Source organism: Rhizobium mesoamericanum STM3625 (genome assembly GCF_000312665.1).
Taxonomy (GTDB): domain Bacteria; phylum Pseudomonadota; class Alphaproteobacteria; order Rhizobiales; family Rhizobiaceae; genus Rhizobium; species Rhizobium mesoamericanum.
On record NZ_HF536773.1, the window covers coordinates 1,550,688 to 1,561,715 of the forward strand.

Consider the following 11,028-nt stretch of genomic DNA (forward strand, 5'->3'; position numbering starts at 1 on the left):
GCACCGCGTGGGTGCTCGGCGTTGGGCAAGATTCAAGCATTCCAATTCGATCAAGTCTAAATCGCTCTATCTCGCTGTACACTCCCGAAAAAAGGGTATGAGGCCGCTTGTGTTGTCAACCTATCCGGCAGACGGTTCTTCCCGCCGGACGCAACGCTGTGCCCGGTCGCGCAGGCGTTCGATCAGCCAGCGTCCCGCCGGGCCGGGAGGCGCGCCCGATCGGTGGACGGCGTGCATCGGCATCTGGTCACCCTGCGGCCAGACCCCTGGATCGACGTTAAGTTCGACGAGGCTGCCGGCGGCAAGGTCGGCCTTGATCATCCAGGTCGGCATGCTGCCCCACCCAAGTCCGGCTTTCAGGAAAGCATGTTTCGCGCCGAGGTCGGCGAGGCGCCAGGTCTTGGCGGCGAGAACTCCGAACTGCTTGCCTTCCGAAAGGCTCGACCTGTCCGTCAGCACCAGTTGGATGTGCTCGGCGAGCTGCTCGGGCGAAATCGCCTCCGGCATCTGTGCGAGCGGATGCAGCGGCGATGCCACCAGTGTCAATCGCACCGCGAGAAGCCGCTCAAGATCAAGTTCAGGAGGGAAAAGCGCGATCGATCCGGCGACGGCAAAGGAGCAGCGTCCTTCGAGGGTCGGCTGGATAACAGCGCCCAGGCTTTCGACATAAACGCGCAGTGTCGTATCGGGGAAGATCTCTCCGAATTCGGCCACCGCCGAGGTGAAGATATCGATCGGGAACATCACGTCGATGGCGATCGACAGTTCCGGCTCGACACCCCCGGCGAGATCCCGTGCGCGAGCCTTGAAATGATCTGCCTGGCGCAGGACTGCGCGTGCTTCGTTCACCAATGCAACCCCGGCCTCGGTCAGGACCGGAAAACGGCCGTCCCGCTCGAAAAGCGTTACCTTGAGCCGGGTCTCAAGCCCCTGGATTGTCTGGCTCACGACCGACTGAGCCCGGCCGAGCCGTCTGCCGGCTGCTGAAAAGCTTCCGCTTTCGGCGGCTGCAACGAGCGTGCGCATTTGGTCGAGCGTGATTGCGTCTATCATCTATCTATCCAGCAGATGCTTTGTATCGAGTAATATAGCCTGTTCAGATATATCGGGCGGTCCTATCTCTCCGTCAAGCGCAATTCAGCGCTGTTCGAAGGAATACGGACTATGAGACTTCTGCATATCGACTCCAGCATTCTCGGTGCCGCCTCGGTCAGCCGTCAGCTTTCCCAAGCAATCGTCGCGGCCGAACTGGCCGCCAATCCCCATATTGAGATCACGCGGCTCGACCTCGCCGGTCAGGAGATCGGCCACTTGACGGGCCAACATCTTGCAGCCGCCCATGGTGTGGTGCCCGAAGCCGCCACGCTTGCGGACGATGTTGCCGCTGGCAACGCCGCGCTTGAGGCGTTTCTTGCAGCCGACATCGTCGTTATCGGCGCGCCGATGTACAATTTCGGTATTCCGAGCCAGCTCAAGGCGTGGATCGACCGTCTCGCGGTGGCAGGCAGGACATTCCGCTACACTGAAAACGGTGTGGAGGGACTTGCCGGCGGCAAGCGCGTGATCATCGCGTCTTCGCGCGGTGGCATGTATGGCGCGGGCACACCTATGGAAGCCCTCGACCATCAGGAAACCTACCTGCGCAGTGTCTTCAACTTCTTTGGCGTGACCGACGTGGCCTTCATTCGGGCCGAGGGCGTTGCGCTCGGTGAAGAGCAGCGCAAACAGGCGATTGTCGCCGCCGAAGCCGAGATCGCGAAGCTCGCTGCTTAAGCAAGAGGAAGAAATCCCATGGCGAACGACATCATGAAACTCGGCGCGCGCATTCTGCTCGCCATTCTTTTCATTGTTAGCGGATTTGGGAAGGTAGCCGATCCCGCAGGGGTGGCGGGGCTGTTGGCGAGCCTGCATCTGCCTGCGCCGCAACTGCTCAGCTATCTTGTCGGGATCTGCGAGATTGTCGGGGCAGTGGCTATTGTCGCGGGCTTTGCCGTCCGGCCCATCAGCCTGTTGCTCGCCGCCTGGTGTGTCGCCACCGCCCTGATCGTACACCTGCAGATGCCGCTCGACCTGATGAAGAACCTGGGCCTTGCGGGCGGCTTCCTAATGCTCGCTGCCGATGGCGCAGGGTCACTGGTGATCGGACATCTCCAGGGAACCACCAAAGCCTGATCTCGCACGAAGGAGTTTCCCCATGCAGCATCAAAGCGCAGTCGCACTCGCCCCGACCAAAGTCGCCGAACGGCAGGTTGTTCATCGCAACCGGGCGTCGGGCCACGGTCCCATTGCTCGCCTGATGAGCCCGTCGGACCTCGGGCACTATCTCAAGCCGTTCGTCTTTCTTGATCGGGTCGACGCGGACGCATCGATTGCTCGCGGCGTCAACATTCATCCGCATTCCGGCATCGCGACAGTCACCGTTCTTACGGAGGGCAACCTGCATTTCGACAAGGGCGACTGGGGTAACGGCGTGCTGGACTATGGTGGCGTGGAATGGATGCAGGCGGGCCGCGGAATCTGGCATGGCGACGAGTTTACGCCTGGTTCCTCGCCAAGGTTCAGTGGTTTCCAGCTCTGGGTGGCGTTGCCGGCTGCCCTGGAGCTGGGGCCTGCCGAATGGCAGTTCGTTCCGTCACGGGATACGCCCGCCGTCGGTCCGGCGCGGGTTATCCTCGGAACCTATCAGGGGTGTCGCAGTCCGGCCCGCTCCTTCGATGGGCTAAACTACCTGTTGGTGACGCTCGCGCCCGGCGCGGAATGGACCTACGAAACGCCTGCAGGACACGAGGTCGGCTGGCTCGCCGTCTCTCACGGCGCCCTTATCGCAGATGAACCGTTCCTTGGCGGTGATATGATCGCCTTCGACAAAAGCGCTGCGCCGATCCCGCTGCGTGCCGGCACTGAAGGCGCAACCTTTGTGCTCGGTTCGGCCGTGCCGCATCCTCACGATCTGGTCCTTGGCTACTATTCCGTCCACACGTCGCAACAGGCACTCGACACAGGCGAAAAGCGGATCGAGGAAATCCGGCCGAGCGGCGCCCGAAAGTGAGTACAGGCCCGAATCGCAAGCCATGTCGGTCGCCCCTCGGGCGGCCGCTGTGCGTTACGGTGTTGGCGCTTACTACGAGGACAGCCGAAAACGGGGCGAGCGGCCAAAGCGCTGAAACGCCCGACGCTATTCAAAACTGGCAAGAGGCTCGCGGACAATCTCCCGCATCTGCGCCGCCCGTTCAGCACCGGCTGAGCCGTCTGTCAGCGGCGGCGGCAGAACGAGAGCGTCCAGTCCGCGCGCAAGCGCCGCTGCGAGTTCATCCATGGAGGTATCTGCGGCCGCCGCCGGAATACCTGCCGTCGCCGCAAAACGCCTGAAATCCGCTCGCTTCAACCGTTCGTCCTTGCCGCCTATTTTGAGCGCCATGCGATCAGTCTGCAGGTTCGGAAATACCCGTGTCGTCACCGCATCGTAGAGTGGGGCCATCCAGACGGAGCCAAAATCTCTCCCCCCTGGCTCCGCAATTTTAAGGACTGCCATGTTTTTCAGGTGCATATCACCATCCGCGATCAGCCAGGCAAACAGTGCCCGTCGCAAGACCATTAGCAGGTCAGCATCCGGGTCAGTAGAGAGCGGGCGCAAGGCGGCCGCGATCCGCTCCATGGTGCCCGTGTATTTATCTTCCGCACGGACGCCCAGAATCGATGTCATGTCCTCGAGCGCCAGACGGCGCATGTCTTCAAGGCCGGTGCGGATATCGAACCGCTCAACCACGAGCGCGTGCGGCATGCCATCCGGCATAGCGACGAGCGCAATAGCTGGCACGATGAATCCGGCCGCCCGGCCAAGCTCCATGGACTGCCATTCGATTGCGGGCAGCGCCTCGAATCTCGACGTGCCTGCGGGTTTCAGAACATGCGTAAACGGCTGACCTGTGCTGGGCATAAGAATGCCGTCCGCGTCGAGGAACATCGGCGCCTTAATCTGAACGCCAGAGAGACGCGGTGTTGCGCCCGTCGCGATTCAAGAAGATGAAACTATCGCGTATTTCAAATACGCGTTAGTTTCAAATTTGATTGTGACCTAAATCATTGATAGTCTTAACCTAAATCATTGATAGCTTTTCATTCTGCTGATCATGCAGCCCTCGCAGAGCGGCGACATGGGGGCGCTCCAGGTGAAGGTCGACGAATTTAATCCGGTCGAGCGAACCACATGATCGGCATCGAACGGCTTGAGGCGGAGGAACTCTCTCGACTTGGGAACAGCGTCAGGCGGGTGCCTGACCTCGCGCACGGTTCTCAGCTCTTTCTTCGGCGACGTCCTCCACACACTCAGCCTTCTCCGCCAACGTCTTGCTCATTTCCCGGAGCTGCTGCTCGTCAAGCTTCTCGATGCCGACGAACTTGTTCTGGGCCTGTGACGTCAGGATCAACTCGTCGAGCTTCGCCTGCAGGGCCTTGCCATCGCGGTTCTGTGAGTTCTGTAGGACGAAGACCATCAGGAAGGTCACGATGGTCGTGCTCGTGTTGATAACGAGTTGCCAGGTCTCCGAATAACCGAAGAATGGCCCCGACACCGCCCACGCTAAGACCAGTGCCACGGCGAGAACGAACGTGGCCGGCTTTCCGGAAAGGTCGGATAGGGTTGTTGCGAATTTCGAAAAGGTCTTGGATGCAGCGTTGTCGCTCATTGTATCCTCACGTTGCCCGGCCGAGAATAACGCGAACGCGCGTCGCGCGGTTCCTGATCGACCACCGGATAGTGCACGGCGGCGGGAACCTTCGAGGTGAGCCATGGTTCAGCGCACATGCCATATCTTGTCGAGATACTCCTTCCCGTAACGCACACCCGCGAGAGCCGGGCGAATCTCGATCGGCTCCGAGACGAGCTGACTGAAAGATTTGGCGGGGCGACGTTGCACGTCGACTCTCCCGCCGAAGGGATCTGGGATGATGATGGCGAGGTCGAGCGTGATCGGATCGTAGTCGCCGAGGTGATGACGGATGACCTTGATAGGACATGGTGGGCGTCGTATCGCAAGGAGCTGGAGGCTCGGTTTCGCCAAGAGGAAATCGTCGTCCGGGCGAGCGAGATCGAACATCTCTAGCTGCTCACGCTCAGGTGGCTGTTGTCAGGTCACGCTGGTCAACGGCTCGCCCCGCTCGCTGTCTCGGCTACTGTCACTCGTCCCAGTTTCCAAGGTCATTCATGGGAGCAACGATAAGCAGTCGACGGGAACGCCGTTGAACCGCGATCGATATTATTCCATGAAGAACTTGTCGTCCCAGTTTCCCTAGTAGGTATATTCTTGGAATTCATAGTCCGGGAGGCGCATGCGCACGCTTCAGCGGCTGGCGGCCCAGGTGAGGGCGCCCCAGGGCTAAGAGGTGATGACGGTCCGTACTGCGCCTACTTCCGGGATCCGAAAGGGAACAAGTTCCTAGTGCTCAGGAAGGGGCCCGACCATGTTTGATTTTCTAAGAGCGCGCTTGGCGGCCGCTTAAGTTTCACCCGCAGTGATATCGCGGCGGTTAACGGCCCAACTACATAACCAAAGTTGTTACGCCTGCCGCACACGTGATAAATTGGCTGAACCGATTTTGCATGCGAGTGAGTAAAGCCTCTTACGGGAGAAGCTCAATGAACCGATATCTCGCTTTCATGGCAGTCGGAGCGCTGGTCACTCTCGCTACGATCATCTCGGCTTGCACATCGACAGCCTATCAAAACGATCGAAATCGCCCGCTGAACTTGCCCTGCGCGCATGGGTTCGGCGGTGATCGCCCCTGCAGCTATTAGAACGGCGGCCAAGTGCGTCGTTGGGCGGGGTAAGCCTGGATCGATAGCTTGGGACGTGTCCCGGACACACAACGACACTGCAACACAACGGTCGTTGTGAGTTCATGCTGAACCGCGACTTACGGGCCGCCTTACGCTACCCGACATGTCTCATCTGCGCGAGCAGCTTCTTGCGGAAGATCTCGGCCGGGAGCCTGAAGAGATTGCGTAGCGCTACAACGTCGGCTGTGTCCGACTCGATCGCAATCGAGAGCGCTCTGAGCAGCGGCTGAAAGTTCTTTCTTGCCCCCTGTCTCCCTGCTATCTTGAAAGTGAGGAGAGGCGCCATGAGCGAGATCCGAAAGCTGGCTGCAATCCTGGCTGCCGACGTGGTTGGGTACAGCCGGCTTGCCGGCGCCGACGAGGAACGCATCCTGGCGAGGCTACGGGCACTTCGCAGCGATCTCATCGATCCGACGATCGCCGTTTACCATGGCAGGGTGGTGAAGCGAACTGGCGATGGTGCGCTGGTCGAGTTCCGCAGCGTGGTGGACGCCGTGCGCTGCGCCGTTGAAGTGCAGAACGGTATGGTTGAACGCAATGACGGCGTGCCCCAGGACCGTCGCATCGAGTTCCGGATCGGTATCCATTTGGGCGATGTCGTCGAGGAAAGCGACGGCGATCTGATGGGCGACGGCGTCAACATCGCCTCGCGATTGGAGGGCGTCGCCGCGGCGGGCGCGATCTGTCTATCGGAGGATGCCTATCGCCAAGTCAAGGCGAGGCTGGACCTCTCGGTCAGCGATCTCGGCAACACGCAACTCAAGAACATCGCCGAACCCATCCGGATCTATTCGCTGCAAGTCGGCAGCGCCGGGACCAAGGCAGCCGCGGCCTCGGTGATCGCGACGAACCAACCGGCGACGGCAACATCGCCCAAGCTGTCGATCGCCGTCCTGCCCTTTGCCAACATGAGTGGTGACGCCGAACAGGACTACTTCGCCGACGGCATCTCGGAAGACATCATCACGGCGCTGTCGAAGTTAAGGCAGCTCTTCGTCATCGCCCGCCATTCGTCGTTCACCTTCAAGGGCAAGAACGTCCATGTGCAGGAGGTGGGCACGAAGCTCGGGGTGCGGTATGTTCTTGAGGGCAGTATACGCAAATCGGGGAACAGGGTACGCATTACGGCGCAGCTTATCGACGCGACCACCGGCGGGCATCTATGGGCGGAGCGGTTCGATCGCGATCTGACCGACATATTCGCTGTTCAGGACGATGTAACGCAGCAGATCGTCGACGCGCTGGCGGTCAACCTGACAGAGGGCGATCGGAAAAGGCTGGTGCCGGGGCAGACCGGGCATCCCGAGGCGTATGACTGTTTCCTGCGTGGCCGGGAGCTGTGGCATCGCCTGACGAAGCAAACGAACAGCGACGCACGCGACCTTTTGCAACATGCCGTCGAGCTGGACCCGAACTTCGCCTCGGCGCACGCCTTTCTCGCCCTGACCCACGAGCTCGACTATTTGAACCGGTGGAGTGCGTCGCCACAGCGCTCGATTCAGCAGGCCGAAGAGGCTGCGACGCTGGCGGTGGCGCGGGATGATAGCGATCCCGTGGCCCACTGGGCACTGAGTGTGGTCAGGCTTTACTCACGACAGCACGACAGAGCTATCAGCGAGGCCGAGCGTGCAATAAGTCTCAATCCGAACTTCGCCGAAGGGCAGGTCAGCCTCGGGGAGGCACTTCTCTATTCAGGCAGATCCGAGGAGGCACTCGCCTGTTTCGATCGGGCCAGGATCTTGAACCCGTACTTTCCGGATGTCGTTCTCCACTTTCAGGCCTGGGCCTGGTTTCAACTGCAAAGGTACGAAGAGGCCGTTAAGTTGTTGGTGCAGCGCGTGAGTCGCAATCCCGTCACCGACGTCTCGCGCGCGCTTCTGGCCGCCTGTTACGGACACCTCGGTCGTCTCGAAGAGGCTCGGGCGACGTGGCAGGAGGTCCTGCGCGTCAATCCCGAGTACTCCTTGGAATACCGCCGCAAAGTCTTGCCCTTCAAGAACCCCGCCGATTTCGAGCTCGTCATGGAAGGGCTACGAAAGGCCGATGTCGTATAATGATGGGTCCACGCGACTTTCGGGTCTGGCCCCCCGCCCTTACCCACTCTGCGGGGGCCATTTCCCTGAACCTTTGCGAAGAAGGACGGCTTTGACAGTCAGGCGGAGCTCAGGGTGCGACTCTTACCGCGGGCCTTGATGTCTTCCCAATGCCGATAGTGTTCCGCGCGCCACCAGCGGGGTTCGAGATTCTCCCGCCCCATTTCCCGCACTCCGGTTTACAGAGCAGGAGTTGATCATGTGGGTGCCAAGGGTCCTCGGCCCTGGCTTGGATATGCGGGCGCAGTGGGATTCTCGGTCAAGCCATCAGCCAAAAGGAGTTGGAACAATCGGCGGCGCTCTAGGGTTTGTCGCTGGCTTTGCAAACACCCCTGCAAAGCGTTTCAATGCTCAAAACTGCCCCGCAGCCGTGTCTGCGGGGTTTTTGTACGTTTTCATACCGGAACAGCGCAGCTGGGATAAGCGTTTTTCGGCTCGGAACACTGAACGTACGCGTTCGTGTTCCGACCTTTCCAGTGCACTCAACTTGGCCCTGCTCTCGTTAGCGGGGCTTTCTTTCGGGTGCTGCAGCGTCAGTCGTCAATAGCAAAGTGTGCGGAGCATTCCTGCATAGTTTGGCTTGGACTTGCAGTCACTTACGCCTTGAACACGCGCAGCGTTTTTGTTCCCGTTGTTTGAACGTTTCGTGGTGAGCATAGCATCACTGTTACGATCAACTGGCTTGGGAGGAGGAGAGCACGCTGAAAGCGATGCTGCAATGCTCAGACCAATGACTAGAAACGATAATCGCAACATGATCTTGTTTAGCTGGCCTTCCGCATTCCGGCAACATCATCAGGGAGAACGTGCATTCCGGCTTCGCGGGCCGCATCGACGAAAGCCGCGCGTGCCGTACTGGCATCGATATACCAGTCGATAGCCTCCATCGACCGCCACAGTGCGTTATGGTACTTCCTGCCGCCGGCCGGCCATTTCCCGCCCATCAGCATCTTCACCAAATCCTGCACTGTCTCGGCGTGCTGATATTGGCCGACTCCGTTTAGTTCCACTTCGAGTGGCTTGATTAGGACGGGAAGGTCTTCATTCATGGCTGCACCCTTGACAAAGCAGGAATCAGAAAATGGCGACCAATTCGCGTTCGTCCAGATGCGCCGAAAGAATATATTAGCGACACCAAATATAAGGATTAGAATCATTGCAGGCTTTGGGCAACCTCGGCGTTTGTTCCGCCACTTACCGATTTGGAAGATTCTCAAACGTGCACCTCTGGCTGGATTTTGTGCCTTGAAGACAGGGAGAGGCTAAGAGATGCAAACAAGCGTGGGTTCGTGCCTGCGGTCAAACGGGAGAGGCTGATAGTCAAGGAAGAGTACATCCAGGTGCGGGGCGAGAAGCATCCAAGGAAGACCGAAGCAGAGAACAGCCTTCGCTAATGAGCGCAGCCAGGTGCGGAGCGTGTCGACCTCACCAATCAAAGCAGCTGCCATTAAGCGGGCGATCGGCGCACTACAGTCGCTGCTTATCGCGTGCACTCTTCCCGTCAGAGCTTATTGAGCGCTCTTCGAACCGATCTGCTCCTTTGGCCAAATCGGAGCCCTTCTGCGCTTCAACTTTCTTCTCCTCCTTGGCTGCGCTCTTACGCAGTCCGCGGGCGGACTCCCTGCCTTTTTCGGTTTTTGCTTGCTCGATACCCATGACCGGGCCTCCTTTTTCTTTTACCCCACAACGATGTCGCTTGTGATTTAGTTCCGGTTCGAGACAGCCCCGCTTCTTGCCATCGAAAACGGGGCGCGGCCCGCGTAAAGCGCTTTGGGCACGATCCTCAGAAACAGGAACATTAGGACTGAGGACCCTCCACGCAGCTGGGGCGACGACGTCGATATCGCAAGGTGGATGGCGCGGTGAGGATGTGAGACGGTCACAAACGATCGGCTGAATTCCCTGAAAAATGCCTCGATCATACCGGGCGGATTTGTCATGTTGGTCGGAGGATCGGCCAGATGAACTGCCGGAGTCGATTGCTAGGGCAGGGCAGAAAAAGGCCCCGCTTGATGCGAGCGGGGCAGGTGGCGCTAGGGAAATGAAAGAGGGGGGTGCGTCGCCCCTCTTCGGCGCGCAAACCAATCCGCCTCAGCGTTTGTTCCTTCACCTACCAGACAATTTAGAATTCTTAAACGTGCGCATCGACTGGCCTGTCTTACAGCCTGGCCTTACTCACTGCGAGAAGGACAGACCGAGGGATGGAAGGCGCGGTTCTTCGATTCGGGGGCATTCCCAGTGAGGTTCTGCTGAATAATGCGAAGGCGCTTGTCGAGCATCACGACGGGGTCAGTCGGGAGGTTCGCTCAATGCACGGCTATGGGCATTTCCGCGTTACTGGAGCTTCGTGCCACGTGCTTGCGCTCCGTACCGGGCCTGGACAAAGGGAAAGGACGAGCGCGGGGTCGGCTAGGTCAATAAGAACGCCATCGCAGGTCGCCGGTTTGAGAACTGGGCCGGCGCGTCTTCAGCCATTTAGAAATGCGACACTCGACCTCCACCCGCACTGAGGCAAGCCCCCGACCGGAACGGCTGGGCCGGGTTGTAAGGGAAGGGAGGGGGCGGGTGAAGCACGCCTCTTCGGTTTAAGCTTTGAGAGTATTCCATCGACCATTCACTCCGCAGCATTAAGCCGCGACAGTGTCTGGCGCCGCGCAAGGGCCTTCGGATCGTTCATGATATCCGTCCGCCGGCCCGGCTTGCGGCCTCGCGGCGTGTAGCTAATCTTCTCGCTGTTGGTCTTCACCTTCGGAGCGTGTCGCTCGTCCTGGCGCTCCTTGATATAGGCCAAGACCTCGCCGAGCCGGTTGTTCTCGGTGATTGCCGCATGCGTCACCCGCTGGTCCTTATCGAACACCGTGTAGAATCATGAATCTTCTGGACGACTTCGAGGCGATGCAATTCCTTCTGCGACATGACAATCAAACAAGACATGAGGACTCCGAACACAGATGGCCTTCGCCATGCTGCACGTCGCCAGTCTTCTTCCAGCGTTGACGTTCGACCAGCATCCCAAGAGGCGACGACTGTCGCATCTCTAACTGGCCCAACTGTCGCATTACTAAATAGCTCTTACAACAGAAAATCGGATAATCTATC

Annotated in this window: 10 protein-coding genes and 4 pseudogenes; 7 read left to right on the plus strand and 7 right to left on the minus strand. The window is 59.3% G+C overall.

Features of this window, described 5'->3' with window-relative positions:
- Positions 1 to 120 precede the first annotated feature (120 nt).
- Positions 121 to 1,053, minus strand: coding sequence for a LysR family transcriptional regulator (locus BN77_RS27455; RefSeq protein ID WP_007538357.1), 933 nt, complete (start codon positions 1,051 to 1,053; stop codon positions 121 to 123).
- A 111-nt stretch (positions 1,054 to 1,164) separates the two neighbouring features.
- Here BN77_RS27455 and BN77_RS27460 point away from each other — a divergent pair, with 111 nt between their 5' ends.
- Genes BN77_RS27460 through BN77_RS35170 form a run of 3 tightly spaced genes read left to right on the plus strand, consistent with a single transcriptional unit; the run spans position 1,165 to position 3,049 of the window.
- Complete coding sequence (locus tag BN77_RS27460; RefSeq protein WP_007538359.1) at positions 1,165 to 1,773, plus strand: FMN-dependent NADH-azoreductase; 609 nt, start codon at positions 1,165 to 1,167, stop codon at positions 1,771 to 1,773.
- An 18-nt stretch (positions 1,774 to 1,791) separates the two neighbouring features.
- The gene (locus tag BN77_RS27465; RefSeq protein WP_007538362.1) at positions 1,792 to 2,172 is read left to right on the plus strand and encodes a DoxX family protein; all 381 of its coding nucleotides are present in this window, start codon (positions 1,792 to 1,794) and stop codon (positions 2,170 to 2,172) included.
- Positions 2,173 to 2,194: 22 nt separating this feature from the next.
- Positions 2,195 to 3,049 carry a pirin family protein gene (locus BN77_RS35170; protein WP_007538364.1) on the plus strand — a complete coding sequence of 285 codons (855 nt, stop codon included), beginning with the start codon at positions 2,195 to 2,197 and terminating at the stop codon, positions 3,047 to 3,049.
- A gap of 126 nt (positions 3,050 to 3,175) precedes the next feature.
- Here the strand turns inward: BN77_RS35170 and BN77_RS27475 are convergent.
- Together BN77_RS27475 and BN77_RS27480 are read right to left on the minus strand one after the other, a co-directional pair.
- A pseudogene (locus tag BN77_RS27475) lies at positions 3,176 to 4,012 on the minus strand (HipA domain-containing protein); the annotation flags it as partial.
- A 250-nt stretch (positions 4,013 to 4,262) separates the two neighbouring features.
- Positions 4,263 to 4,685 carry a low affinity iron permease family protein gene (locus BN77_RS27480; protein ID WP_007538371.1) on the minus strand — a complete coding sequence of 141 codons (423 nt, stop codon included), beginning with the start codon at positions 4,683 to 4,685 and terminating at the stop codon, positions 4,263 to 4,265.
- Between the two features lie 117 nt (positions 4,686 to 4,802).
- On the opposite strand from BN77_RS27480, the gene BN77_RS35175 reads away from it, so the two are divergent.
- Together BN77_RS35175 and BN77_RS35180 are read left to right on the plus strand one after the other, a co-directional pair.
- Positions 4,803 to 5,102 carry a hypothetical protein gene (locus BN77_RS35175; protein WP_081593607.1) on the plus strand — a complete coding sequence of 100 codons (300 nt, stop codon included), beginning with the start codon at positions 4,803 to 4,805 and terminating at the stop codon, positions 5,100 to 5,102.
- Between the two features lie 213 nt (positions 5,103 to 5,315).
- Positions 5,316 to 5,468: pseudogene (locus BN77_RS35180) on the plus strand (bleomycin resistance protein); the annotation flags it as partial.
- A 462-nt stretch (positions 5,469 to 5,930) separates the two neighbouring features.
- On the opposite strand, the gene BN77_RS27490 reads toward BN77_RS35180, so the two are convergent.
- A complete protein-coding gene (locus tag BN77_RS27490; protein ID WP_007538375.1) occupies positions 5,931 to 6,122 on the minus strand; it encodes a hypothetical protein in 192 nt (63 codons plus the stop codon).
- On the opposite strand from BN77_RS27490, the gene BN77_RS27495 reads away from it, so the two are divergent.
- Complete coding sequence (locus BN77_RS27495; protein WP_007538377.1) at positions 6,121 to 7,890, plus strand: adenylate/guanylate cyclase domain-containing protein; 1,770 nt, start codon at positions 6,121 to 6,123, stop codon at positions 7,888 to 7,890. The two genes, BN77_RS27490 and BN77_RS27495, sit on opposite strands and share 2 nt — an antisense overlap.
- An 803-nt stretch (positions 7,891 to 8,693) precedes the next feature.
- Here BN77_RS27495 and BN77_RS27500 read toward each other — a convergent pair.
- Entirely contained in the window at positions 8,694 to 8,978 is a 285-nt protein-coding gene (locus BN77_RS27500; RefSeq protein ID WP_007538381.1) for a DUF982 domain-containing protein, read from the minus strand.
- Positions 8,979 to 9,396: 418 nt separating this feature from the next.
- On the minus strand, positions 9,397 to 9,585 hold the full coding sequence (locus tag BN77_RS27505) for a hypothetical protein (protein WP_007538382.1): 189 nt from the start codon (positions 9,583 to 9,585) through the stop codon (positions 9,397 to 9,399).
- 539 nt (positions 9,586 to 10,124) lie between these two features.
- Between BN77_RS27505 and BN77_RS32640 the strand changes: the two are divergent.
- Positions 10,125 to 10,339: pseudogene (locus tag BN77_RS32640) on the plus strand (IS21 family transposase); the annotation flags it as partial.
- A 204-nt stretch (positions 10,340 to 10,543) separates the two neighbouring features.
- Here the strand turns inward: BN77_RS32640 and BN77_RS27510 are convergent.
- A pseudogene (locus tag BN77_RS27510) lies at positions 10,544 to 10,792 on the minus strand (ISNCY family transposase); the annotation flags it as partial.
- Positions 10,793 to 11,028 lie beyond the last annotated feature (236 nt).

Excerpts from the sequence above, each read along its gene's own strand:
- BN77_RS27495 (WP_007538377.1), top strand. The coding sequence starts at position 6,121 with ATGAGCGAGATCCGAAAGCTGGCTGCAATCCTGGCTGCCGACGTGGTT.
- BN77_RS27465 (WP_007538362.1), top strand. The coding sequence starts at position 1,792 with ATGGCGAACGACATCATGAAACTCGGCGCGCGCATTCTGCTCGCCATT.
- BN77_RS27460 (WP_007538359.1), top strand. The coding sequence starts at position 1,165 with ATGAGACTTCTGCATATCGACTCCAGCATTCTCGGTGCCGCCTCGGTC.
- BN77_RS27490 (WP_007538375.1), bottom strand. The coding sequence starts at position 6,122 with ATGGCGCCTCTCCTCACTTTCAAGATAGCAGGGAGACAGGGGGCAAGA.
- BN77_RS27455 (WP_007538357.1), bottom strand. The coding sequence starts at position 1,053 with ATGATAGACGCAATCACGCTCGACCAAATGCGCACGCTCGTTGCAGCC.
- BN77_RS35175 (WP_081593607.1), top strand. The coding sequence starts at position 4,803 with ATGCCATATCTTGTCGAGATACTCCTTCCCGTAACGCACACCCGCGAG.
- BN77_RS27500 (WP_007538381.1), bottom strand. The coding sequence starts at position 8,978 with ATGAATGAAGACCTTCCCGTCCTAATCAAGCCACTCGAAGTGGAACTA.
- BN77_RS27505 (WP_007538382.1), bottom strand. The coding sequence starts at position 9,585 with ATGGGTATCGAGCAAGCAAAAACCGAAAAAGGCAGGGAGTCCGCCCGC.
- BN77_RS35170 (WP_007538364.1), top strand. The coding sequence starts at position 2,195 with ATGCAGCATCAAAGCGCAGTCGCACTCGCCCCGACCAAAGTCGCCGAA.
- BN77_RS27480 (WP_007538371.1), bottom strand. The coding sequence starts at position 4,685 with ATGAGCGACAACGCTGCATCCAAGACCTTTTCGAAATTCGCAACAACC.